This window comes from Halomonas sp. G15, from assembly GCF_021282295.1.
GTDB classification, from domain to species: Bacteria; Pseudomonadota; Gammaproteobacteria; order Pseudomonadales; family Halomonadaceae; genus Halomonas; species Halomonas alimentaria.
Genome location: NZ_JAJSPA010000002.1, coordinates 1 through 22,548 on the forward strand (window position 1 = coordinate 1; position 22,548 = coordinate 22,548).

20 protein-coding genes are annotated in these 22,548 nt (G+C 67.8%); 15 read left to right on the forward strand and 5 right to left on the reverse strand.

The features are described from left to right. A partial coding sequence (locus LWH48_RS01545) for an MATE family efflux transporter (RefSeq protein ID WP_269816052.1) occupies positions 1–793 on the forward strand: 793 nt, incomplete at its 5' end. 10 nt (positions 794–803) lie between these two features. Here LWH48_RS01545 and LWH48_RS01550 read toward each other — a convergent pair. Next, positions 804–1,394, reverse strand: coding sequence for a cupin domain-containing protein (locus LWH48_RS01550; RefSeq protein WP_232911029.1), 591 nt, complete (start codon positions 1,392–1,394; stop codon positions 804–806). 192 nt (positions 1,395–1,586) lie between these two features. Here LWH48_RS01550 and mobA point away from each other — a divergent pair, with 192 nt between their 5' ends. From mobA to LWH48_RS01585, 7 genes are all read left to right on the forward strand, one after another. Beyond that, entirely contained in the window at positions 1,587–2,192 is a 606-nt protein-coding gene (gene mobA, locus LWH48_RS01555; protein ID WP_232911030.1) for a molybdenum cofactor guanylyltransferase MobA, read from the forward strand. Beyond that, positions 2,189–2,779 carry a molybdopterin-guanine dinucleotide biosynthesis protein B gene (gene mobB / locus LWH48_RS01560; RefSeq protein ID WP_232911031.1) on the forward strand — a complete coding sequence of 197 codons (591 nt, stop codon included), beginning with the start codon at positions 2,189–2,191 and terminating at the stop codon, positions 2,777–2,779. The genes mobA and mobB overlap by 4 nt, the downstream gene beginning before the upstream one ends. After that, complete coding sequence (gene moeA, locus LWH48_RS01565; RefSeq protein ID WP_232911032.1) at positions 2,776–4,041, forward strand: molybdopterin molybdotransferase MoeA; 1,266 nt, start codon at positions 2,776–2,778, stop codon at positions 4,039–4,041. Before mobB ends, moeA begins: the two co-directional genes overlap by 4 nt. A gap of 13 nt (positions 4,042–4,054) precedes the next feature. Beyond that, entirely contained in the window at positions 4,055–4,867 is an 813-nt protein-coding gene (gene moaC / locus LWH48_RS01570) for a cyclic pyranopterin monophosphate synthase MoaC (RefSeq protein WP_161432819.1), read from the forward strand. A 3-nt stretch (positions 4,868–4,870) separates the two neighbouring features. Next, positions 4,871–5,320 (forward strand): molybdopterin synthase catalytic subunit MoaE, encoded by a 450-nt coding sequence (gene moaE, locus LWH48_RS01575; protein ID WP_232911033.1) that lies wholly within the window; start codon positions 4,871–4,873, stop codon positions 5,318–5,320. 26 nt (positions 5,321–5,346) lie between these two features. Next, positions 5,347–6,339, forward strand: coding sequence for a GTP 3',8-cyclase MoaA (moaA, locus tag LWH48_RS01580; RefSeq protein ID WP_232911143.1), 993 nt, complete (start codon positions 5,347–5,349; stop codon positions 6,337–6,339). Positions 6,340–6,557: 218 nt separating this feature from the next. Further along, positions 6,558–6,848, forward strand: a complete 291-nt coding sequence (locus LWH48_RS01585) for an H-NS family histone-like protein (protein WP_161432821.1) — start codon at positions 6,558–6,560, stop codon at positions 6,846–6,848. A gap of 99 nt (positions 6,849–6,947) precedes the next feature. On the opposite strand, the gene LWH48_RS01590 is transcribed toward LWH48_RS01585, so the two are convergent. Next, entirely contained in the window at positions 6,948–8,561 is a 1,614-nt protein-coding gene (locus LWH48_RS01590; RefSeq protein ID WP_232911144.1) for a ribonuclease J, read from the reverse strand. A 411-nt stretch (positions 8,562–8,972) separates the two neighbouring features. Here LWH48_RS01590 and purU point away from each other — a divergent pair, with 411 nt between their 5' ends. The 5 genes from purU to LWH48_RS01615 all read left to right on the forward strand — a co-directional run bounded on the left by purU (position 8,973) and on the right by LWH48_RS01615 (position 14,555). Beyond that, positions 8,973–9,827 (forward strand): formyltetrahydrofolate deformylase, encoded by an 855-nt coding sequence (gene purU / locus LWH48_RS01595; protein ID WP_232911034.1) that lies wholly within the window; start codon positions 8,973–8,975, stop codon positions 9,825–9,827. 15 nt (positions 9,828–9,842) lie between these two features. Further along, complete coding sequence (locus LWH48_RS01600; RefSeq protein ID WP_232911035.1) at positions 9,843–10,514, forward strand: energy-coupling factor ABC transporter permease; 672 nt, start codon at positions 9,843–9,845, stop codon at positions 10,512–10,514. A 7-nt stretch (positions 10,515–10,521) separates the two neighbouring features. Then, positions 10,522–11,886, forward strand: a complete 1,365-nt coding sequence (locus LWH48_RS01605; protein ID WP_232911036.1) for an MATE family efflux transporter — start codon at positions 10,522–10,524, stop codon at positions 11,884–11,886. 97 nt (positions 11,887–11,983) lie between these two features. After that, entirely contained in the window at positions 11,984–13,165 is a 1,182-nt protein-coding gene (locus LWH48_RS01610) for an acyl-CoA dehydrogenase (protein WP_232911037.1), read from the forward strand. A gap of 184 nt (positions 13,166–13,349) precedes the next feature. Continuing rightward, positions 13,350–14,555 carry a CaiB/BaiF CoA transferase family protein gene (locus LWH48_RS01615; RefSeq protein ID WP_232911038.1) on the forward strand — a complete coding sequence of 402 codons (1,206 nt, stop codon included), beginning with the start codon at positions 13,350–13,352 and terminating at the stop codon, positions 14,553–14,555. Between the two features lie 136 nt (positions 14,556–14,691). On the opposite strand, the gene ppsR is transcribed toward LWH48_RS01615, so the two are convergent. After that, the gene (gene ppsR / locus LWH48_RS01620) at positions 14,692–15,525 is read right to left on the reverse strand and encodes a posphoenolpyruvate synthetase regulatory kinase/phosphorylase PpsR (protein ID WP_232911039.1); all 834 of its coding nucleotides are present in this window, start codon (positions 15,523–15,525) and stop codon (positions 14,692–14,694) included. A 237-nt stretch (positions 15,526–15,762) separates the two neighbouring features. Here ppsR and ppsA point away from each other — a divergent pair, with 237 nt between their 5' ends. Beyond that, a complete protein-coding gene (gene ppsA, locus LWH48_RS01625; RefSeq protein ID WP_232911040.1) occupies positions 15,763–18,135 on the forward strand; it encodes a phosphoenolpyruvate synthase in 2,373 nt (790 codons plus the stop codon). Positions 18,136–18,254: 119 nt separating this feature from the next. Beyond that, positions 18,255–20,090 carry a gamma-glutamyltransferase family protein gene (locus LWH48_RS01630; protein WP_232911041.1) on the forward strand — a complete coding sequence of 612 codons (1,836 nt, stop codon included), beginning with the start codon at positions 18,255–18,257 and terminating at the stop codon, positions 20,088–20,090. Here LWH48_RS01630 and LWH48_RS01635 read toward each other — a convergent pair. After that, positions 20,087–21,970 (reverse strand): glycerophosphodiester phosphodiesterase family protein, encoded by a 1,884-nt coding sequence (locus tag LWH48_RS01635; RefSeq protein WP_232911042.1) that lies wholly within the window; start codon positions 21,968–21,970, stop codon positions 20,087–20,089. The two genes, LWH48_RS01630 and LWH48_RS01635, sit on opposite strands and share 4 nt — an antisense overlap. A 33-nt stretch (positions 21,971–22,003) precedes the next feature. Further along, on the reverse strand, positions 22,004–22,489 hold the full coding sequence (rraA, locus tag LWH48_RS01640) for a ribonuclease E activity regulator RraA (RefSeq protein WP_232911043.1): 486 nt from the start codon (positions 22,487–22,489) through the stop codon (positions 22,004–22,006). Positions 22,490–22,548 lie beyond the last annotated feature (59 nt).

Sequence of the window (22,548 nt, forward strand, 5' to 3'; positions counted from 1 at the left end):
GTCCTGGGAGGGGCTGGGGCTGCCCGGTGCCGCCTGGGCCACGGCGATCGCCTTCGGCGTGGGGCTGGGGGTGCTGGGCTGGCGTATCGGCGAGACCGACTGGCTGGCGCGGGAAGGGCTGCTCGAGGAGTTGCGCGCCTCGGCGCGGCCCTTCGCCGGCATCGCCGGGCCGGCCATGGTCAGCCAGCTGATGCCGCCGCTGGCGGCGATGCTCGCGATTGCCGTGGTGGCGAGCCTGGGCGAGGCCCAGGTGGCCGCGTGGGGCCTGGCCAGCCGTCTGGAGACCCTGTCGCTGATGGTGGTGCTGGCCATGACAATGTCGTTGCCGCCCTGGCTGGGGCGCTGCTATGGCGCCGGCGACTGGGCGCAGATCCATCGCCTGATGCGCCTGGCGCTGCGGGTCATCGTCGCCTGGCAGCTGCTCCTGGGACTGGTGATGGCCGCTGCTGCCCCCTGGGTGGCGCTGGCGCTATCCGGAAATCCCGAGGTGCGCGACGACCTGGCGCTGCTGATCCGTTTCCTGCTGCCCAGCTACGCGGCACTCGGCGTGTGCATGATCGTGGTCTCGGCGGGCAACGCCTTGGGGTGGCCGCTGCGTGCCATGCTGATGTCGGGGGCGCGGCTGTTCATCTTCTACCTGCCCTGTCTGGCGCTGGGTGCCTGGCTGGGTGGGCTCCTCGGCCTGGCCGTCGGTGCCGCCATCGGCAACCTGATGGCCGGTCTCGCCGCCTGGGGGGTTCTGCGGCGCATCCTGGCCAGTCCGCGGCGGCGCCCGCTGGAGGAGGCCGCCTGAGGCGGACGCCTCAGGCGTGATGCAACTCCTGGCCGCCGTCCGAGAAGCCGGGCGGGGTATTGGCGCTGACGATCACGCACTCTTTCTCACCGGTGTTGCGGAAGCGGTGGGGCAGGCGGGAGTCAAAGTAGTAGGCGTCGCCCACGCCGAGTACCTCGCTCTCGCCGTTGACGGTGATCTCGATCTCGCCGGCCACCACCACGCCGCCTTCCTCACCGGCGTGCTCGAGCATCTCCTCGCCAGTATCCGCCCCCGGGGGGTAGCGCTCATGGATGATCGACATGTGCCGCTCGGGTCGCCGTGCTGCGACCAGCCGAAACGACAGGCGGCCGTCACCGATCTCGGTGAGTTCCCGGGCTCGGTAGAACGTCTGGGGAGCGCTGGGTTCGTCGCCGGCGAAGAAGGCGCTGATCGATACCGGCAGGGCGTCGAGGATCTTCTTCAGGGAACTCACCGAGGGGCTGACGCTGTTCTGCTCGATCAGCGAGATGGTGCTGTTGGTCACGCCGCCGCGCTTGGCCAGCTCGCGCTGGGAGAGGCCGCGGGCCAGGCGCAACTGGCGCAGCCGGCCGCCCACGTCGAATCCGCTTTCCGCTTGCATGTGGCATCCTGTCAAGAAAACTGCACATATGATAGCGGCTCTCGGCGGCCCCGGTAAGCGTCGTCTGCCGATGTCAGGAGCCATCCGGTGGCGACGACTTGATGCGCGTCAGGACAATGACTTGCGCGGCGCTTCGGCGTGGCACCCGGCGGCTGGCTCAGGCATCATGAAGGGATGAGATGGAGACCTTCGATGATCCCGCAACACGACCTCACCGGATTGATCCTGGCCGGCGGCCAGGGGCGCCGCATGGGCGGCGTCGACAAGGGGTTGGTACCTTTTGCCGGCCGTCCGCTGCTGGCCCATGTGCGCGAGCGCCTGGCGGGCCAGGTCGCCGAGCTGCTGGTCAATGCCAACCGCAGCCTTGACACCTACGCCGAGTTCGCCGATCGCGTCATCGAGGACGCCGAAGCGGGTTACCAGGGCCCGCTGATGGGCATCTACAGTGGTCTGCGGGCGGCGCGCACGCCCTGGCTGCTGGTGGTCCCCTGTGATACTCCGGCGCTGCCCGACGACCTGGTGGCGCGCCTGGTGGCCGGTATCGGTGAGGCCGACATCGCCGTGGCCGGTGATGGCCAGCGCCTACATCCGGTGGTGGCGCTGATCCGCACCGCCCTGGCCGACGACCTGGCGGCGGCCCTGGCCGACGGCGAGCGCAAGATCGACCGCTGGTACGCCCGCCACGCCTGGGTGCAGGTGGACTTCCCCGAGGGGGAGGGGGCCTTTGCCAACCTCAATACCCAGGACGAGAAACACCGCCTGGAGCAGGCGCTGGCCGAGGAGCCCGCCAAGCGATGAATTCACCTGTGGACGACCTGCCCCTGGATGAGCACCTGCCGCTGCTGGGCATCGCGGCCTGGAGCGGTACCGGCAAGACCACGCTCCTCGAGGCCCTGCTGCCGCGCCTGCGTGAGCGGGGGCTGCGTGTGGCGGTGATCAAGCATGCCCACCACGCCTTCGACGTCGACCAGCCCGGCAAGGACAGTCATCGCCTGCGCCAGGCCGGTGCCAGCCCCATGCTGGTGGCCTCCCGGTCCCGGCTGGCGCTGATGATGGAGACCCCGGACCAGGAGGAGGCCGACCTCGCGGCGCTGCTCGCCATGGTGGCGCCCCAGCGTCCTGACCTGGTGCTGGTGGAAGGCTTCAAGGCCTGGCCGCTGCCCAAGCTGGAGCTGTATCGCCCGGCACTGGGCAAGCCCCTGCGGGTGGCCGAGGACCGCTGGGTGCGCGCCGTGGCCACGGACGCGCCCCTGTCCCTGCCCGATGGGGTCGAGCGCCTGGATCTCAACGACCTGCCGGCCCTGACCGATTGGATCGCTGCCTGGCCGGCGCGCTGGCCCGCCGAGCGCCAGCCACGAGCGGTGGGGGAGGGGATGCCGTCATGAGCCTCTCCTGCTTCGAACTGGGTGAGCGCATGCTGGCCGTGGAGGAGGCCCGTGCCGAGGTGCTGGCGCTGGCCGAGGGGCCGTGGCCCAGCGAGTGCGTTGCGCTGCATTCACTGCGCGGCCGGGTACTGTCCGAACCGCTCATCGCCCCCATCGACGTGCCCCAGAACACCAATGCCGCCATGGATGGCGTGGCCCTGGCCTGGCCCGAAGCGTTGCCAATCTATGGATTCCTGAGGGTAGCGGAGATCTTCGCCGGCCACGACGCCCAGCGCCCCCTGGCCGACGGCGAGTGCGCCGGGATCACCACCGGCGCGCCGCTGCCTCCCGGCGCCGATACCGTGATCATGCGTGAGCAGCTGGCCATCGATTACGGGGCCGATGGCGCGGTGCGTGTCCGGGTCGAGCGGCCCGAGCGCGTGCGCCGCGGCCAGAACGTGCGCCAGGCCGGCGAGGATATTCCCCGCGGCGCGGTGGCACTGGACGCCGGAAGCCGCCTGGGGGCCGCCGAGCTGGGCCTGATCGCCTCCCTGGGCTTCGCCGAGGCCAGGGTGGTGCGTCGCCCTCGGGTGGCGCTCTTCTCCACCGGCGACGAGGTCGCCGCCCCGGGTGAGCCGCTACCCGCCGCCGGCATCTTCGATGCCAACCGTTTTGTGCTGATGGCGCTGGTGGAGGAGCATGGCGGAGAGGTGATCGATCTGGGCATCCTCCCCGACGAGCGTGGCGCCATCGCCGATGGCCTGGCGCGCGCCGCCGTCGAGGCAGACCTGGTGCTCTCCAGCGGCGGTGTCTCGGTGGGCGATGCCGACCATACCCGGGCGGCGCTCCTCGAGCAGGGCGAGCTGGGTTTCTGGAAGATCGCCATCCGCCCCGGGCGGCCACTGGCCTGCGGACGGCTGGGCGCTCGCGGGGTGCCGTTCCTGGGGCTGCCCGGCAATCCGGTGGCCAGCATGGTGACCTTCCTGCAGTTCGCCGCGCCGTTGCTGGCTCGGCTGCAGGGTCGCGAGGAGGCCTGGCCGCAGCGGCTGACGGCGGTGGCCGAGCAGCCGCTGCGCAGCCGCGAGGGGCGCGTCGACTACCTGCGCGGCATCTACCGCAGCGATGGCGAGGGCCGCCTGGTGGTGCGCGACGGTGGCGCCCAGGGCTCCGGCATCCTCTCCTCGATGGTGCGGGCCAACTGCCTGATCGAGATCGACGACGCCCGGGCCAGCGTGGCCGCGGGCGAAAGCGTCACCATTCAACCCCTGTTCCGACTGCCATGAGGTGCCGTTTCCCATGTCCCTGACCCATCTCAATGCGCGCGGTGAGGCCCATATGGTCGATGTCGCCGACAAGCCGGAGAGCCGTCGAGAGGCCGCCGCTTCCGGTCGCATCCATATGCGTCCCGAGACCCTGGCGCTGCTCGCCGAGGGTGGCCTGCCCAAGGGCGACGTGCTGGCCACGGCACGCATCGCCGGCATCCAGGCGGCCAAGCGCACCCACGAACTGATCCCGCTCTGTCATGCCCTGGCGCTTTCGAAGGTGGCGGTCGACTTCCGCCTCGACGAGGCCGAGAGCTGCGTCGAGGTCACCGCCACCTGCCGCCTCAATGGTCGCACCGGCGTCGAGATGGAGGCGCTCACCGCGGTCTCGGTGGCCTGCCTGACCCTCTACGACATGTGCAAGGCGGTGGACAAGTCCATGGAGATCGGCGCCATCCAGCTCGAGTCCAAGAGCGGCGGCCGCTCCGGTGACTACCGTCGTGATACCCTCGAGTCGCGACCCGCGCCCATCGTCACCGGCGAGGGACAGGCCGGCGAGGTCAGTCTCGGCAGCCGCTGCGACATCGCCTCTCCCTGTATCCGTGTCAAGTGCCTGGCCGAGTTGCGCGAGCGCCTCGGCGTGGGCGAGATCGCGGTGCCCCTGGACAGCCTGGAACGCTCCGATGTGGCCGGCCTCAAGGCGGCCCTCAAGGTGCTCGACCCGCGCTTCTCGCGACTCGATGAGGGGCGCGTGCTGTGCGCGGTCAACCAGGTGATGGCCAGCGATGCCACGCCGGTGACCAACGAGGATGAGGTCGCCTTCTTCCCGCCGGTGACCGGAGGCTGAGCGATGATTCGAGTGCAGGAGGCCCCCTTCGATGCCGGCACCGAGCAGCAGGCGCTGCTGGCCGGGCGCACCGATATCGGGGCGGTGGTCAGCTTCACCGGTCTGGTGCGTGACTTCAACGAGCGCCCCGAGGTGACGGCGCTGACCCTGGAACACTATCCCGGGATGACCGAGTCCGCGCTCGAGGCCATCGTCGAGGAGGCACAGGGGCGCTGGCCACTGGATGCGGTCCGCGTGATCCATCGGGTTGGACGACTGACCCCGGGTGACCCTATCGTGTTGGTAGTGGTCGCCAGTGCCCATCGACGTGCTGCCTTCGAGGCTTGCGACTTCATCATGGACTACCTCAAGACGCGCGCGCCATTCTGGAAGAAGGAGCATGCCAGCGACGGCGATTACTGGGTATCGGAAAGACACTCCGATCATGCGGATGCCCGCCGCTGGGAAGCTTGAAACGGGAGACACCCCCAATGACGACTCTGCCTCGCGAACTGATCGACGATTTCGGACGACGCGTCAACTATGTGCGCATCTCGGTGACCGACCGCTGCGATTTTCGCTGTGTCTACTGCATGAGCGAGGAGATGACCTTCCTGCCGCGGGCCCAGGTCCTCACTCTGGAGGAGCTGGCGATGGTGGCTCGTGCCTTCGTCGAGCTGGGCGTGGAGAAGGTGCGCCTGACCGGCGGCGAGCCACTGGTCAGGCGCGACATCGATTCCCTGGTCGAGCAGATCGGCGGTCTGCCCGGACTCAGGGATTTCGCCATGACCACCAATGGCGCCAGCCTGCCCAGGTATGCGTCTCGGCTGCGTGATGCAGGACTCAAGCGTCTCAACATCAGCCTCGATTCCCTCGACCCGCAGCGCTTCCGTCAATTGACCCGCACCGGAGATCTCGACCGGGTCATCGACGGCATTCGAGCTGCCCGGGAGGCGGGCTTCGAGCGCATCAAGCTCAACGCGGTGATCCTCAAGGGGCGCAACGATGACGAGGTGCTCGACCTGGTCGAATTTGCCCGCAACGAGGGGCTCGATATCAGTTTTATCGAGGAGATGCCGCTGGGGGATGTCTCCGATCACAGCCGAGCCGAGACCTTCTGCTCCAGTGACGAGGTGCAGGAGATCATCGAGCGTCGCTATCCGTTGACCCCCACCACGGAGTCGACCCTGGGGCCCTCACGCTATTTCCGCATGGCCGACAGTGATTCCCGGATCGGCTTCATCTCGCCGCATAGCCACAACTTCTGCGCCACCTGCAACCGGGTTCGCGTGACCGTCGAGGGGCGACTGCTGCTGTGTCTCGGCAATGAACACTCCGTGGACCTGCGCCGCGTGCTGCGTGCTCATCCGGGTGATATGGATGCCCTCAAGCATGCCATCGTTGCCGCCATGCCGCTCAAGCCCGAGCGTCATCACTTCACCACCGACGGGGATGTGCAGGTGGTTCGGTTCATGAACATGACCGGTGGCTGAGGCGCCACGGCGAGGCTGACTCGCTTCTTGCCTACCATCAGCGGCGCCCTCGGGTGCCGCTTTTGCATCCTGTTAAACGCCCTCTGTGTGGCGACTTTTTCGGCTGTTTTACGGCAGAATTTCCGTCGACTTTTCTTGCCAAGCGGTGGTCACTGCATATACTTTTCACGATGTAACCGTACCGCACCCGTCTCGCAAATCCAGCTCAGGAGGGACTGATGTCCAGCGAAACCCTGGAGCGCATCGCTCGCAACAAGAACGTGGCACGCGCCGCGGCCCGTCAGCTCAGCATGGAGCAGCTGCACAAGCTTGCCGAGGTGATCGAGGAGGTCATCGAACAGAAGAAGGACGAGGAGCAGCAGCGCCAGGAGGAGGAGGCCGAGAAGGAGCGCAAGCGCTCCGAGATCCTTGAGGCGATCAACGAGGCGGGACTTTCGGTGGATGACCTGGTAGTGGAGCCGCCGCGTCGCAAGCGCGGACGTCCGCCCAAGAACGCCAGCAAGGGGTAAGGCCTCGGGCAGTGCCAGCAGTAAGAAAAAGCCGCTCTCGATGAGCGGCTTTTTCATTGTCTGGGGCATTGCCAGGCGCAGGTATTCCGGCGTGAAGCCCTATCCCGAGTGGCTGGTGGCCGGGGCCTCCATGGCGAGAATCTGCAGGTGAATCTCGGGAAGACGACGCAGGTGGTCGGCGAACCAGGCAATCAGTCGTGGTTGCAGGGCCAGCCGCAGATCGGCCAGGGTCTCGGCGCGCAGCGATTCCAGGACATCGTCGAGCCAGTCGCAGAAGTCGGTCTCGTCGAAGGCTTGCACTTCACCGGCGTCGAGCATCAGTCGACCGATGCGAGTCCAGCCTCCCTCCTCGGTGGCGGCCACCGACAGTGCCAGGTAGAGGCTGCCATGGCGGCTGCCTTCGCCGTGGTGGCCACCCAGCCCGGGGAGCGGCGCCACGGCGTTCTGGTTGACGATGCAGGGGGGCTGGGGATGGCGGCCTTCCAGGGTCAGGCCGTCGGCATCGAAGCGGATCATGTCGCCGTTCAGGGGAGAGAGCGGTGCCTGGATGCCGAGTTCCTCGGCGATCTCGCGGTGGGCCTGCTGGTGGCGCGGCTCGCCGTGCACCGGCAGCAGGTAGCGGGGCCGCACCCAGCCGTAGAGGGTGCGCAGCTCTTCCTGGGCCGGGTGGCCGGAGGCATGCAGCTCGGGGTGGTTGAACTCGTCGAGGATCTCGATGCCCAGATGGCGTAGCCCCCGCTTCAGCCGCTCGATCAGCAGTTCGTTGCCGGGGATCGCCTTGGCCGAGAAGATCACGCTGTCGCCGGGGCCCAGCTCCAGTGAGCGATGGCGCCCCCGGGCCAGTCGCTGCAGCGCGGCGCGCGGCTCCCCCTGGCTGCCGGTGGCGATCACCAGAACCTCCTCGGGGGGCAGGTAGCCGAGGTCGCTGCTGGGCACCAGGGGGGGGAAGTCGTTCAGGTAGCCGAGACCGCGGGCCACCGCCACCATGCGCTCCATGGAGCGACCCATCAGGCTGACCCGGCGTCCGCAGCGTTCGGCGGCGCGACCGATGGCCAGCACCCGGGCCAGGTTGCTGGCGAAGCAGGAGACCACCACCCGGCCCTCGCAGCGGGCGATGGCGTGCTCCAGGGCCTTGGCCACCTCGCCCTCGCTGCGTGAGTCGCCGGGCATCGGGGCATTGGTGGAGTCGCCCACCACCAGGTCCACCGGGGCGATGGCACGGAAGGTGGCCGGGGAGATCGGGGCGCCGAGCAGCGGTTCGGGGTCGAGCTTCCAGTCGCCGGTATGCAGGACGCGGTGCTCGCCGGCGGTGATCAGCAGCGAGCAGCTTTCGGGAATGGAGTGGGTCACCGGCAGGAAACGCAGGGTGAAGGGCCCCGTCTCCATCGCCTCGCCGGGCTCGATCACCTGGATGGCGTCGGTGGAGAGTCCGCGTTCAGCGAACTTGGCGCGCAGCAGGCCGGCGGCCAGCGGTGTGGCGTGGATGGGGCAGCCCCATTTCGGCCACAGCCAGGCGGCGGCGCCGATATGATCCTCGTGACCATGGGTGATGACCAGCGCCCGCGGCACGATCCCCAGCGTCTCCGGGGTGGCCAGGTTGGGCACTTGCAGCGGCGAGTCCGGCAGGTCCTGGCGGATCATCATGCCGCAGTCCACCGCGATCCAGGCGCCCTCCTGGCCTTCATCACCATAGCCATACAGGCTGAGGTTCATGCCGATCTCGCCGCAGCCGCCCAGCGGCAGGAAGCGCAGGGGAGGGCGGCGGCGTGGGCGGATCTGGACTCGAGGCTTGGGCATCGCGGAGGGAATTTCCTGGGACATGGCGGTTTCACTATACGGGAAGCCCGCCGGGGCCCACAACGCGCGGCGCAGGGCTATTGCAGATGGAAGCACCGCTCAAGGCTTTCCCGGCGACAGGCCTTCGAGGGGGCGCTGTGAACCCCTCCTTGGGCGCTACCGATGCCATCCCTGGCATAGGACCCCCTCTACGACCTGTCCCCGGCGCCTTTCGCTATGGCCGCATGGCTAACTGCGATTGTCCTGACGCGCGGCGTCCGGCGGATGCCGGAACTCGCTGTTTTCGCTACACTGTTGCGCCCGTCTCGCCATAGCCTGGAGCTCGACATGTCACATTATTATCGCCTGGTGGTCTCCTGTCCCGATCGCGTGGGGATCGTCTCCCGCGTCTCCGGCTTCATCGCCGGCCACGGCGGCTCGATCACCGAGGCGAGCCAGCACTCCGATCTCGAGACGGGGCGCTTCTTCATGCGCTACGAGATCCTGGCCGACTCCATCGGCATGCCGCCGGAGGCGCTGCGCGAGGCCTTCACGCCCATCGCCACTGAGTTCGAGATGACCTGGGCGCTGACCGATACCCGGCAGCGTCCGCGGGTGGTGCTGATGGTCTCGAAGGAGTCCCACTGCCTGGTGGACCTGCTCTACCGCTGGACCGCCGGGGAGCTCGACTGCGAGATCGCCGCGGTGATCTCCAACCACGAGGCCATGCGTGGCCTGGTGGAGTGGCACGGCATCGCCTATCACCATGTACCGGTGCCGGCCGACGACAAGCAGGCGGCCTTCGATGAGGTGGAACGCCTGGTCGAGGAAGCTCGTGCGGACTGCATCGTGCTGGCACGTTACATGCAGATCCTGCCGCCGGCCCTGTGCGAGCGTTATGCCGGCCGGGTGATCAATATCCACCACAGCTTCCTGCCCAGCTTCGCCGGTGCCAAGCCTTACCACCAGGCCTACGAGCGCGGGGTCAAGCTGATCGGTGCCACCTGTCACTACGTCACCGCCGAACTCGACGCCGGACCGATCATCGAACAGGACATCCATCGCGTCAGCCATTGCCATACCCCCGATGATCTGGTGCGCTTCGGCCGTGATGTCGAGAAGGCGGTGCTGGCGAGAGGCCTGCGCTGGCACCTCGAGGATCGCGTGCTGATCCATGGCAACAAGACCGTGGTCTTTGCCTGACGGCGGGAGGCGTCCATGTCCTTTTCCGATGCGGTGCTGGCCCCTTGGTTGCTGGTCATCGCCTCGCTGATCGCTTTCGCTGTGCTGGCCCTTGCCCTGCTGCAGCGCCCCTGGCGCGCGCTACTCGCCGACAGCGGCCTCCAACATCGCTGGCTGGCCGCCAGCGTAGCGGTGCTGCTGATGTGGCAGTTGCGCGCCCAGGCGGTGGACTGGCTGACCCTGCATCTGATGTTCACCGCGCTGCTGGTGCTGGTGTTCAAGGCGCCCCTGGCGCTGCTCTCCCTGCTGCTGATCAATCTGGCGATGGTGGTGACGGGCCGGGTCGCCTGGCCGCTGCTGGGGGTCAACGTGCTGGTCACCGGGGTCATGCCGGCGCTGACCATGGTGATCATCTGGCGACTGGTGGATCGCTTCCTGCCCGACAACCTGATGGTGTTCCTGTTCGTCTGCGGCTTCTTCGGTGCCGCACTCACCTCGTTGGCCGCCGGCCTTGCCGCGGTGGGGTTGATGCTGCTCGGCGCCAGCGATGCCCACGCCCTCTACCAGGCGCTGGAGTATGCCCGTTTCCTGCCACTGCTGATGCCCTCCGAGGCGTTCATCACCGGCATGTTGATGAGCATCCTGCTGGTCTATCACCCGCATTGGGTGGCGACCTTCAACGACCACCGCTACATCGATACCAAGTAGGCTGCCCATGACTGCTTCCCCTGGCGCTGCACCGCCGCGCCCTGCCCGCCGCGAACTGCTGGAAGGCCCCATCGCCGCTACCCTGCTGCGCAAGACCCTGCCGGTGATCGGCGGCATGATCGCCATGCTGAGCTTCAACCTGGTGGATACCTGGTTCATCTCGCGGCTGGGCACCGAGGAACTGGCGGCGGTCTCCTTCACCTTCCCGGTGGTATTCACCGTCATCAGCCTGGCCATCGGCCTGGGGATAGGCACCTCGGCGGTGGTGGGGCGGCGCCTGGGGCGCGGGGAGTTCACGGCGGTGCGCCGTCGCTCCACCGATGCCGCCCTGCTGGGACTGGTGGTCGGTGTGCTGATGACACTGCTGGGCCTTGCCACCCTCGAACCGCTGTTCCGGCTGCTGGGTGCCGATGACACCCTGCTGCCGCATATTCGCGACTACATGGGCGTCTGGTACTTCGGCGCCGCGGCGATGATCGTGCCCCGGGTGCTCAACAGCATCCTGCGTGCCCACGGCAATACCGTTACCCAGGGATTGATGATGGGGCTGGCCGCCCTGGTCAACGTGGTGCTGGACTGGTGGCTGATCTTCGGCGTGGGGCCGATTCCCGCCATGGGTGTCTCCGGTGCGGCGCTGGCCACGGTGCTGAGCTGGGGCCTGATGGCGGTGACCCTGGTCTTCCAGCGCGAACTGCGCGGCCTGTTCGACCTGGCCGGGCTCACTCCAGCCGGGCTGCTCGACTCCTGGCGCGAGCTCGGCCGCATCGCCGGCCCTGCGGCCCTGACCAGCGTCTTCACGCCGCTGGCCATGGGCCTGCTGACGCGTATCGTCGCCGGCCACGGCCACCACGCCGTGGCCGGCTTCGGTGTCGGCACCCGTATCGAGGCGTTCGCCCAGATCGCCGTGCTGGGGCTCTCCATGACCCTCTCGCCGCTGGTCAGCCAGAATGCCGGTGCCGGTCAGTACGACCGGGTGCGTCGCGCCATCTTCGGCTGCTTCCTGTTCGTGCTGCTCTGGCAGCTGCTGGTGTGGGCCATCCTGCAGGGGCTGGCACCGTGGCTGGTGGCAGGTTACGCCGAGCGCGAGGCGGTGGGGGAGGTGCTGCGCACCTTCCTGTGGCTGGTGCCCCTGGGCCTGGGTGCCCAGGGCGTGGTGATCCTGGCGGTATCGTCATGCAACGCCCTGCATCGACCGGCCCGGGCCATGCGCCTCTCGGTGGTGCGGCTGTTCGTGCTCAGCGTCCCCCTGGCCTGGCTGGGAGGGCGTCTGGCCGGCACCACCGGGATCTTTTCCGGCATGCTCGTCGCCAACCTGCTGATGGCACTGGTCGCCTGGTGGCAGATCCGGGTGGTGCTCGCGCGCTATCGCTGAGGAGTTTTTTGCCACCAGGACTTGGCAGGGCGGTGCTCCTGGTCTACATTTGTCAGAAATGTAGATATTATTGAGCCGCCACCATCAGGAGCCCGCCATGAGCCAGATCACCCCCGTCACCTGGGACGACCCCTTCCGCCTCGTCGACCAGCTCTCGGAAGAGGAGCGCATGGTCCACCAGACCGCCCGGGACTATTGCCAGGAGAAGCTCCTGCCGCGGGTACTCGAGGCCAACCGCCACGAGATATTCCATCGCGAGATCATGAACGAGATGGGCGAGCTGGGCCTGCTCGGCGCCACCATCGACGGCTATGGCTGTGCCGGCCTCAACTACGTCAGCTACGGCCTGATCGCCCGCGAGGTGGAGTGCGTCGACTCCGGCTACCGCAGCGCCATGAGCGTGCAGTCGAGCCTGGTGATGTACCCCATTCACGCCTTCGGCAGCGAGGAGCAGCGCGAGAAGTACCTGCCCAAACTGGCCAGCGGCGAGTGGGTGGGCTGCTTCGGGCTCACCGAGCCCGACCACGGCTCCGACCCGGGTGGCATGGCCACTCGCGCCACCCGCACTGTGAACGGCTGGCGCCTCAACGGCACCAAGACCTGGATCACCAACTCGCCCATCGCCGATGTCTTCGTGGTGTGGGCCAAGGATGACGAGGGGGTGATCAACGGCTTCATCCTCGAGAAGGGCATGCCGGGCCTCAGCGCGCCCAAGATCGAGGGCAAGTTCAGCCTACGCGCCTCCATCACCGGCCAGATCGCCATGCAGGACGTGGAGGTCTCCGACGAGCAGCGCCTGCCCCACGTCAAGGGACTCAAGGGACCCTTCTCCTGCCTCAACCGCGCCCGCTACGGCATCGCCTGGGGCGCCATGGGCGCCGCCGAGGCGTGCTGGCATGCCGGTCGCGACTACACCCTGGAGCGCAAGCAGTTCGGCCGTCCGCTGGCCGCCAACCAGCTGATCCAGAAGAAGCTCGCCGACATGCAGACCGAGATCACCCTGGGCCTGCAGGCGGCGCTGCGTGTCGGGCGCATGATCGACGACGGACAGCTGGTGCCGGAGGCGATCTCGCTGATCAAGCGCAACAACTGTGGCAAGGCCCTGGACATCGCCCGCGTCGCCCGGGACATGCACGGCGGCAACGGCATCAGCGACGAGTACCACGTGATTCGCCACGTGATGAACCTCGAGGCCGTCAACACCTACGAGGGCACCCACGACGTCCACGCCCTGATCCTCGGCCGTTCCCAGACCGGCCTCCAGGCCTTTACCGGCTGATGGACCGCAACGAAGCTGAGTGACGATAACGAGGGGCGCCGGGGGCAGGACGTAGAGGAGGTCCGAGGACCAGGGATGGCCGAGGTAGCGTACAGGGAAGTATTCACAGCGCCTCCTCGAAGTCCTGCCGCCGGATCAGCCCCGAGTGGTGCCACTTTCGGCACACGGTAGCAAGGAGCTCGAGATGAGTGGACCGCTGGATGGCATCACGGTGCTCGACATGTCGCGGGTGCTGGCCGGCCCCTGGGCGGGCCAGCTGCTCGCCGACCTGGGCGCCCGGGTGATCAAGATCGAGCACCCCAGCCGCGGCGACGACACCCGCGGTTGGGGACCGCCGTGGCTGGCCGAGGAGAGCGAGCGCGACAAGGTCGCCGCCTACTACCTCTGCGCCAACCGCGGCAAGCACTCCCTGGCCGTGGACATCGCTACCGAGGAGGGCCAGGCGCTGGTGCGCCGCTTGGCATCGGGTGCCGATATCCTGCTCGAGAACTTCAAGGTCGGTGGCCTGGCCAAGTACGGCCTCGACTACGCCAGCCTGCACGCCGACAACCCGAGGCTGATCGGCTGTTCCATCACGGGCTTCGGCCAGGATGGCCCCTATGCCCACCGCGCCGGCTACGATTTCATGATCCAGGCCATGGGCGGGCTGATGAGCCTGACCGGCGAAGCCGACGCCATGCCCATGAAGACCGGAGTGGCGATCACCGACGTGATGACCGGCCTCTACGCCACGGTGGGCGTGCTGGCGGCGCTGCAGGAGCGTGCTCGCACCGGCGTCGGCCGCCATGTGGACGTGGCGCTGCTCGACGTCCAGGTGGCCACCCTGGCCAACCAGGCCCTCAACGCCCTGGTCAGCGGCAAGGACCCCGAGCGCCATGGCAACGCCCATCCTAATATCGTGCCTTACCAGGCCTTCGCCTGTGCCGACGGCCACCTGGTGCTCACCGTGGGCAATGATGCCCAGTTCGCCCGCTTCGCCGCACTGCTGGGCCATCCCGAGTGGGCGCGGGATCCCGCCTATGCCACCAATGCCGCCCGGGTCGGCAACCGCGAGGTCCTGGTGCCGATGATCCAGGCGATACTGGCTACCCGGCCCCGGGACGAGTGGCTGGGTGAGCTGGAGGCGCGCGGCATCCCCGCCGGGCCCATCAACAGCGTCAGCGAGGTGTTCGTGGATCCCCAGGTGCAGCATCGCCAGATGCACCGGGTCATGAAGCGAGGCGATCTCGAGGTACCCCAGGTGGCCAACCCGCTACGCTTCGACGGCGCCTCCGCCACCAGTGACGTGGCCCCGCCCCGTTTGGGCCAGGACAGCGACGCCCTGCTGGCCGAGATGGGGCTCACGGCGGAGGATATCGCCCGGCTGAGGCGGGCAGGGGTGGTCCGCTAGTACAGCCAGTTAGCGGCGCCGGGGCCAGGCCGTAGCGGAGGTCCTACGCCAGGGAAGGCGTCGGTAGCGCCCAAGGAAGGGTTCACAGCGCCTCCGCGAAGGCCTGACCCCGGGAAAGCCGCGGCTGTGACAGCAACTACCTCGGCGAAAACCGCCTCATCAGCCCCATCTCAGCGATCATCCGGGTGGAGATCTCCTCCACCGAGAAGCGGGTGGTGTCGATGAAGGGGATATGCATCTGCCGGTAGAGCCCCTCGGCCTGGCCCACCTCCTGCACGCACTGGTCCATGGAGCTGTAGCGGCTGTTGGGTCGACGCTCGTGGCGGATCGCCGCCAGCCGCCTGGGATCGATGGTCAGGCCGAACAGCTTGTGGTGGTGAGGGGCCAGCGCCTTGGGCAACTTGAGGGTGCCGTCCTCGTCGAGATCGTCCTCGGTGAGCGGGTAGTTGGCCGCGCGGATGCCGAACTGCAGTGCCAGGTAGAGCGAGGTGGGGGTCTTGCCGCAGCGCGACACTCCGATCAGGATCACGTCGGCCTTGTCGTATTGATGAGTACGGGCGCCGTCATCGTTATCCAGGGCGAAGTGCACCGAGTGGATGCGATCCATGTAGACCTCATCCTTGCCGATGGAGTGGGCGCGGCCCACGGTGTAGCTGGAGTGGGTCTTGAGTTCCTGCTCCAGCGGCTCCAGGAAGGTCGAGAAAATATCGATATTGAAGCCTTCCGCATCGCTGATGATCTGGCGGATATTGCTGTCGACGATGGTGTCGATGATGATCGGCATCTCGCCGTCGCGTACCGCCACGCCGTTGATGATCTCGACCAGATTCTCGGCTTTTTCGACCGTGTCGATGTAAGGCTTGGTGAGCATGCGGATCTCGACATTCTCGAACTGGGCCAGCAGGCTGCGGCCCAGGCTCTCGGCGGTGATGCCGGTGCCGTCGGAGATAAAGAAGGCGGTACGGGTCATGGCGGCGTCGCTTTGGCAGGAAAAGGGGGCCATTGTCAGCGCTGGGACGCCCGCTCGACAAGCCTCCAGGTAGTTTGCAGACTACACGAATTCCCGAAAATGCCTGTCTGTTGTAAAAATCCTCCAGTGACTTCGCTGTTAGACCAATGGCGAATATGGCTACCGCTTGGTAGAGTCGCCAGCATCCCGTCATGCCTGCCGGCATGACGAACTGTCGTCGTTAGCCAAGGGGGTCCCGTGGACGATTATATTCTGTGGTTCGATGAACTGGGCATGGACGATGTCGAGCGTGTGGGCGGTAAGAACGCCTCCCTCGGTGAGATGATCTCCAACCTGGCCGGCGCCGGAGTCACTGTGCCCGGCGGCTTCGCTACCACCGCCCACGCCTACCGCGAATTTCTCTCCCACGAGGGCCTCAACGAGCGCATCAACCAGGCACTGGCCACCCTGGACGTGGACGACGTCGCCGAGCTTGCCCGGGTCGGCGCCCAGATTCGCCAGTGGGTGATCGACACCCCCCTGCCGCCGACGTTCGAGCAGCACCTGCGCAGCGCCTACGACAGCCTGCTCGCCCAGCACCCCAACCTCAAGGCGGCGGTGCGCTCCTCGGCTACTGCCGAGGACCTGCCCGATGCCTCCTTCGCCGGTCAGCAGGAGACCTTCCTCAACATCGAGGGCTTCGACAATATCAAGCGTGCCGTGCACGAGGTGTTCGCCTCGCTGTTCAACGACCGCGCCATCTCCTATCGCGTCCACCGCGGCTACGCCCACGAGAACGTGGCGCTCTCTGCCGGCATCCAGAAGATGGTGCGCTCCGAGACCGGCGCCTCGGGCGTGATGTTCACCCTGGATACCGAGTCTGGCTACCGCGATGCGGTGTTCGTCACTGCCTCCTGGGGTCTCGGCGAGACCGTGGTGCAGGGCGCGGTGAACCCCGATGAGTTCTACGTGCACAAGTCGACCCTGGCCGCCGGCCGCCCGGCGGTGCTGCGCCGCAACCTGGGCTCCAAGCTGATCAAGATGGTCTACGGCCAGGAGGCCAGCGCCGGCAAGTCGGTGGAGACCGTGGACGTCCCGCTCAAGGATCGCGGCCGCTTCTGCATCAATGACGAACAAGTGATGGCCCTGGCTCGCCAGGCGGTGACCATCGAGCAGCACTATCAGCGCCCCATGGACATCGAGTGGGCACTGGATGGCGACGACGGCAAGCTCTACATCGTCCAGGCGCGTCCCGAGACCGTGGTTTCCCAGCAGCAGGGCGGCAAGCTCGAGCGCTTCCAGCTCAAGGAGAAGGGGCGCAACCTGGTCAGCGGCCGCGCCATCGGCCAGCGCATCGGCCGCGGAGCGGTCAAGGTGGTCTTCTCACCGGATGACATGGAGAAGGTCAATGCCGGCGATGTACTGGTCACCGACATGACCGACCCCGACTGGGAGCCGATCATGAAGCGCGCCTCGGCCATCGTCACCAACCGTGGCGGGCGCACCTGCCACGCGGCGATCATCGCCCGCGAGCTCGGCATCCCCGCCGTGGTGGGCTGCGGCGACGCCACCGAGGTGCTCGCCGATGGTCGCGATGTCACCGTCTCCTGCGCCGAGGGTGACACCGGTCACGTCTACGACGGGCTGCTGGAGTTCGACCGCACCGTGACCAGCGTCGATGCCATGCCTGATATTCCCTTCAAGATCATGATGAACGTCGGTAACCCCGACCGTGCCTTCGGCTTCGCCGGGCTGCCCAACGCCGGCGTCGGCCTGGCGCGTCTGGAATTCATCATCAACCGCATGATCGGCGTGCACCCCAAGGCGCTGCTCGAGTACGACACCCTGCCCGAGGATCTGCAGCAGACCATCGACCTGCGCATCGCCGGCTACGCCAGCCCCGTGGATTTCTACGTCGACAAGCTGGTGGAGGGCATCAGCACCCTGGCGGCGGCCTTCTATCCGGAGCGGGTGATCGTGCGCCTGTCGGACTTCAAGTCCAACGAGTACGAGAACCTGATCGGCGGCAAGCTCTACGAGCCGGGGGAGGAGAACCCCATGCTCGGCTTCCGCGGCGCCTCGCGCTACATCTCCGACGCCTTCCGCGCCTGCTTCGAGCTGGAGTGCCGGGCGCTCAAGCGGGTGCGCGAGGTGATGGGCCTGGACAACGTCGAGATCATGGTGCCCTTCGTGCGCACCACCGAGGAGGCCAGCGAGGTCATCGACCTGCTCGCCGCCAATGGCCTGAAGCGCGGCGACAATGGCCTCAAGGTGATCATGATGTGCGAGCTGCCGGCCAACGCCCTGCTCGCCGAGGAGTTCCTGGAGTATTTCGACGGCTTCTCCATCGGCTCCAACGACCTCACCCAGCTCACCCTGGGGCTGGACCGCGACTCCGGCATCGTCGCCCACCTCTTCGACGAGCGGAATCCCGCGGTGAAGAAGCTGCTGGCCATGGCGATCCAGGCCTGCAAGGCCCAGGGCAAGTACATCGGCATCTGCGGTCAGGGCCCCTCGGATCACCCGGACCTCGCCAAGTGGCTGATGGAGCAGGGCATCGACTCCGTCTCCCTCAACCCCGACGCGGTGCTCGAGACCTGGTTCATGCTCGCCGGCGAAACTCTCGGCTAAGCACCGAGCTGATGATCGATAGGCCAATGACGCCCGGTCGACCTCCGTCGACCGGGCGTCTTTCGTCTATGCTGATAGGCTCACTGCCTGGCCACTCGCCACGACAAGGAGCCTGTCCCATGATGTTGCCCCCCGCCACCCACCGTCGCCGCCTGCTGGCGCCGCTCGTCGCCGCCCTGATGCTTGGCCTGCCCCTGGCCGGCCAGGCTGACACCGCTTTCACCTACGATATCCCCGCCATCGCCCCCGAGGTGTCTTCGGAGAGCGAGGAGAAGCCCGGTTGGGCCACCGAGCGCTTCGCCGTGGCCGCCGCCAACCCGCTGGCCACCGATGCCGGCTATCAGGTGCTCAAGGCCGGGGGCAGCGCCATCGACGCCGCCATCGCCGTGCAGATGGTGCTTAACCTGGTGGAGCCCCAGTCCAGCGGCATCGGCGGCGGCGCCTTCCTGGTCCATTTCGACGGCGAGGAGGTGGCCACCTTCGATGGCCGCGAGGCCGCCCCGGCTGCCGTCGACGGCGGGCTGTTCCTCGACGAGGAGGGCGAGCCCCTCGCCTTCCTCGACGCCGCCGCCAGCGGCCTCTCAGTGGGGGTGCCCGGCACCCTGCGGATGCTGGAGATGGCGCACAAGCAGCACGGCGTGCTGCCGTGGAGCGAGCTCTTCGCACCGGCCATCCGGCTCGCCGAGGAGGGCTTCATGGTGAGCCCGCGCCTGGCCAAGAGTCTCGCCGGTGAGGAACGCCTGCGCGACGATCCCCAGGCCGGCCCCTTCTACTACCCCGACGGCGAGCCCCTCGAGGCCGGCGCGACCCTGCGCAACCCGGCCCTGGCCGAGATCCTGCGTCAGGTGGCCGAGGGGGGCAGCTCCGCGCTGCACACCGGCGCCGTCGCCCACGACCTGGTGCTGCGGGTCCAGGGCCACGCCGAGCGCCCCGGCAAGCTCACCCGGGAGGACCTGGCCGGCTACGAGGCCAAGCAGCGCACACCGCTCTGCACTCCCTGGCAGGCCTATGTGCTGTGCGGCTTCCCGCCGCCCTCCTCGGGGCACCTCACCGTGATGCAGATCCTCGGCATCCTCGAGGCGCTGCCGGAGGTGGAGACACCGATGGTCGATGGGGTGCCGAGCGAAGCCTGGCTGCACACCTTCCTCGAGGCCGCCCGGCTGGCTTTCGCCGACCGCGGTCGCTTCATCGGTGACCCGGCCTTCGTCGACGCTCCCGGCGGCGACTGGTCGAGCATGCTGGCCCCCGACTACCTTGCCAAGCGCGCCGAGCTGGTCGATGAGCAGAGTCTGGGCAGCGGTGGCGCCAAGCCCGGCAACCCCGGCGAGCTCGCCACCGCCTGGGGCCAGCATCCCCTGCAGCCGGAGTATGGCACCAGCCATATCAGCATCGTCGACGAGCAGGGCAACGCCCTGGCCATGACCACCACCATCGAGCAGGCCTTCGGTTCACGGATCATGGCCGATGGCGGCACCGGACTGCCTGGCGGCTACCTGCTCAACAACGAGCTCACCGACTTCTCCTTCACCCCGGAAGACGCCGAGGGGCGGCCCATCGCCAACCGAGTGGAGGCCGGCAAGCGGCCGCGCTCCAGCATGAGCCCGACCCTGGTGTTCGCCCGCGATGGTGAGCAGCGAGGTGACCTGGTGGCGAGCCTGGGCTCTCCCGGCGGTGCAGCAATCATCCACTACACGGCGAAGTCACTGGTGGCGATGCTCGACTGGGGGCTTGACGCCCAGGAGGCGCTCGACCTGCCCCACGCCATCACTCTGGGTGGGCCGGTCTATCTGGAGCAGGGCCGCTTCCCGGCGGCTACCCTCGAGGGGCTGGCCGAGCGCGGCCACGAGGTCAGCGAGCGCGAACTGGTCAGCGGGTTACAGGCCATCCAGGTGGTGGGTGAGGGCTTCTTCGGCGGCGCCGACCCGCCCCGGGAAGGGGTGGTCATGGGAGATTAATGGCGCAGCCAGTTACGCAGCTTGATCAGCAGCAGGGCGCCGTCGCCGAGCTCGCGACGCTCGGCGACCAGCGCCGCGAGCAGGGCAGGGCGGTCGGTGATGATGGCGTCGACACCCAGGTCGATCAGCTGTGACATCCGTGTCCGGTCGTTGATGGTCCAGGCGTGGAGTTCGTAACCGTAGCGCCCTGCCAGGCTGACTTCGCGCTCACTGATGCGGTTATGGCGCAGACCTAGCGCGTCCAGACTCCGGCGCTCCAGGGTGCCGGGCAGGATCAGTTGGGCCAGCAGGGTCACGCGCAATTCGGCGTGGCGTGAGCGGATCGTACGGGCCAGCGTCGGCGAGGTGGTGGCCAGGCGAGTCTCGGCGAAGAGATCGGGGTCGCCACAGGCATGCACCTGCCTGTCCACTACTGCCTCGGCCAGGCAGCGGCGGCGCTCCGCCTGTTCTGCCTGCAGGGTCGCGACGACCGCCTCCACCAGCGCCACCTCACGGCCGGGATCGGTCTTCAGGTCGATCATCAAGCCGCTGCGGCCTCGCACGGCTGCCAGCGCCTCATCCAGTCCCGGAATCCGCTCGCCCACATAGGCGTCGCCGAACCAGCTCCCCACATCGAAGCCAACCAGCGCCCCGCGCTCGAGCTCGCCCAGCCGGCGTGGATCGCCGGTCAGGCGCTGCAGGGTGCTGTCGTGGTAGAGCACCACCTGCTCGTCGGCGGTGAGGCGGACATCCAGCTCGACCATGTCCGCTCCGTCATCCAGGGCACGATGAATCGCCGGCAGGGTGTTCTCGGGGGCATCCAGGGAACTGCCGCGATGCGCGATCACTGCGACCTCGTCGTGCAGCGTGAAGCTGTTGACGATCAGCCATGCCTGCCACAGGGCGAAGCACACCACGCCGAGCTCCACCGCCCAGGCCAGGCGCCCGGGATGGGCATCGGCAGGAGGCGGGGCAGGGCGTGGCTCGCGGTGGGCCAGGCGCAGGTAGAGACAGGTCGAGAGCAGTGCGTTGGCGGCGATCCCGGCGAAGGTGATGGCCAGGGTCACCAGCACGTAGGCGGTCAGGTAGGCGAGGGTCGCCGGCACCAGGACGGCGTTGCGCTCGGGTAGCCACCACAGCAGCGGCGTGAACAGGCGATCGAAGATCAGGGTGGCCAGGATCGGCAGGATCACGATCGTCGCCAGCAGGGCGAGGGTGACCACGGCGATGGGACGACGGTGACCGCGGGTGAGCTCGACGCTACGGGCCAGTGCCCGGCGCGGCGAGAGTGTCTCCAGTGCCACCAGCGGCAGGGCCAGGATCCAGCGCACATAGAGGGAGGCGGCGAGCCACGCCCAGGCGGCCACCAGCGGCACGGCCAGGGCGAGGAACTGCCACAGCGCCGGCGGCCTGACGCGCTGAACATAGTAGGGGTCGAGGCCGCCGAGAAGGGCGCCATGCAGCCAGACCAGAACGAAGGCCACCGGCAGCACCAGCAGCAGGTGGGTACCCACCTGAACCACCACCAGCCCGGCCAGTGCCGGCAGGCGGTGCAGGGTCCACCACAGTGCCTCGAAGGCCAGACGCAAGTGATGGTCGCGGGGGCGTGCCGCGACCAGGATCATTCCCGCCTGCTGCAGGTAGAGCACCAGGAAGGTGAGGCCGGTGGCGGCCAGCAGCCAGAGCGTGCCGGCGGGGCTGACCAGCAGGTCGATGAGCTCGGCATTGCTGATCACGGTGCGGCCGAAGCGACCCACGAGATGGGCCAGGCTCCAGGCCACTGCCGGCAGCAGCAAACTGGAGGCCAGCACGGTGAAGAACAGGTGGTAGGCCACCAGCGGGCGCAGGTGCTCCCGCAGGCTGCGCAGGACATCGCGGCTCAGGTTCGCGAGAGCCAGCATGTCAGGCTCCAGGTATCGGCAGGGGCGGGCGGCTCACTCGAGCGGCAGGCGCTCGTCGGCAACCAGGATGCCGTTGTTGTCGGCGTAGAGCCACTCCCCGGGGGAAAGGGTGACGCCGGCGAAGGTCACCGGGATATCGCGCTGGCCTTCGTCGCGCTTCTCGCTCTTGCGGGGGTGGGCTCCCAGTGCCTGGATGCCGAGGTCGGTCTCCGCCAGCACGTCGACATCGCGCACGCAACCGTACATGATCACGCCGCTCCAGCCGTTGCCGGCCGCCTGCTCTGCCAGCATATCACCAAGCATGGCACAGCGCTGTGAACCGCCGGCATCCACCACCAGCACGGCGCCCTCGCCGGGCTCGGCCACGGCCTGCTTGACCAGGGAGTTGTCCTCGAAGCATTTGACGGTGCGAATCGGGCCGTAGAAGGCCTCGCGGCCACCGAAGTTGATGAACAGCGGGTCGAGTACGCGCACCTCGGGGTGGGCGTCGCAGATATCCGGGGTGATGATCTGGGGCACGGCAGGGCTCCTTGTCTCGAAAGGGAGTCTTGATGATGCCACAGCGTTGGCTCGGCATC

Bases quoted from the DNA above. Each gene is read 5' to 3' on its own strand.
- LWH48_RS01550 (WP_232911029.1), bottom strand. From the start codon at position 1,394: ATGCAAGCGGAAAGCGGATTCGACGTGGGCGGCCGGCTGCGCCAGTTG.
- mobA (WP_232911030.1), top strand. From the start codon at position 1,587: ATGATCCCGCAACACGACCTCACCGGATTGATCCTGGCCGGCGGCCAG.
- mobB (WP_232911031.1), top strand. From the start codon at position 2,189: ATGAATTCACCTGTGGACGACCTGCCCCTGGATGAGCACCTGCCGCTG.
- moeA (WP_232911032.1), top strand. From the start codon at position 2,776: ATGAGCCTCTCCTGCTTCGAACTGGGTGAGCGCATGCTGGCCGTGGAG.
- moaC (WP_161432819.1), top strand. From the start codon at position 4,055: ATGTCCCTGACCCATCTCAATGCGCGCGGTGAGGCCCATATGGTCGAT.
- moaE (WP_232911033.1), top strand. From the start codon at position 4,871: ATGATTCGAGTGCAGGAGGCCCCCTTCGATGCCGGCACCGAGCAGCAG.
- LWH48_RS01585 (WP_161432821.1), top strand. From the start codon at position 6,558: ATGTCCAGCGAAACCCTGGAGCGCATCGCTCGCAACAAGAACGTGGCA.
- LWH48_RS01590 (WP_232911144.1), bottom strand. From the start codon at position 8,561: ATGAACCTCAGCCTGTATGGCTATGGTGATGAAGGCCAGGAGGGCGCC.
- purU (WP_232911034.1), top strand. From the start codon at position 8,973: ATGTCACATTATTATCGCCTGGTGGTCTCCTGTCCCGATCGCGTGGGG.
- LWH48_RS01600 (WP_232911035.1), top strand. From the start codon at position 9,843: ATGTCCTTTTCCGATGCGGTGCTGGCCCCTTGGTTGCTGGTCATCGCC.
- LWH48_RS01605 (WP_232911036.1), top strand. From the start codon at position 10,522: ATGACTGCTTCCCCTGGCGCTGCACCGCCGCGCCCTGCCCGCCGCGAA.
- LWH48_RS01610 (WP_232911037.1), top strand. From the start codon at position 11,984: ATGAGCCAGATCACCCCCGTCACCTGGGACGACCCCTTCCGCCTCGTC.
- LWH48_RS01615 (WP_232911038.1), top strand. From the start codon at position 13,350: ATGAGTGGACCGCTGGATGGCATCACGGTGCTCGACATGTCGCGGGTG.
- ppsR (WP_232911039.1), bottom strand. From the start codon at position 15,525: ATGACCCGTACCGCCTTCTTTATCTCCGACGGCACCGGCATCACCGCC.
- LWH48_RS01630 (WP_232911041.1), top strand. From the start codon at position 18,255: ATGATGTTGCCCCCCGCCACCCACCGTCGCCGCCTGCTGGCGCCGCTC.
- LWH48_RS01635 (WP_232911042.1), bottom strand. From the start codon at position 21,970: ATGCTGGCTCTCGCGAACCTGAGCCGCGATGTCCTGCGCAGCCTGCGG.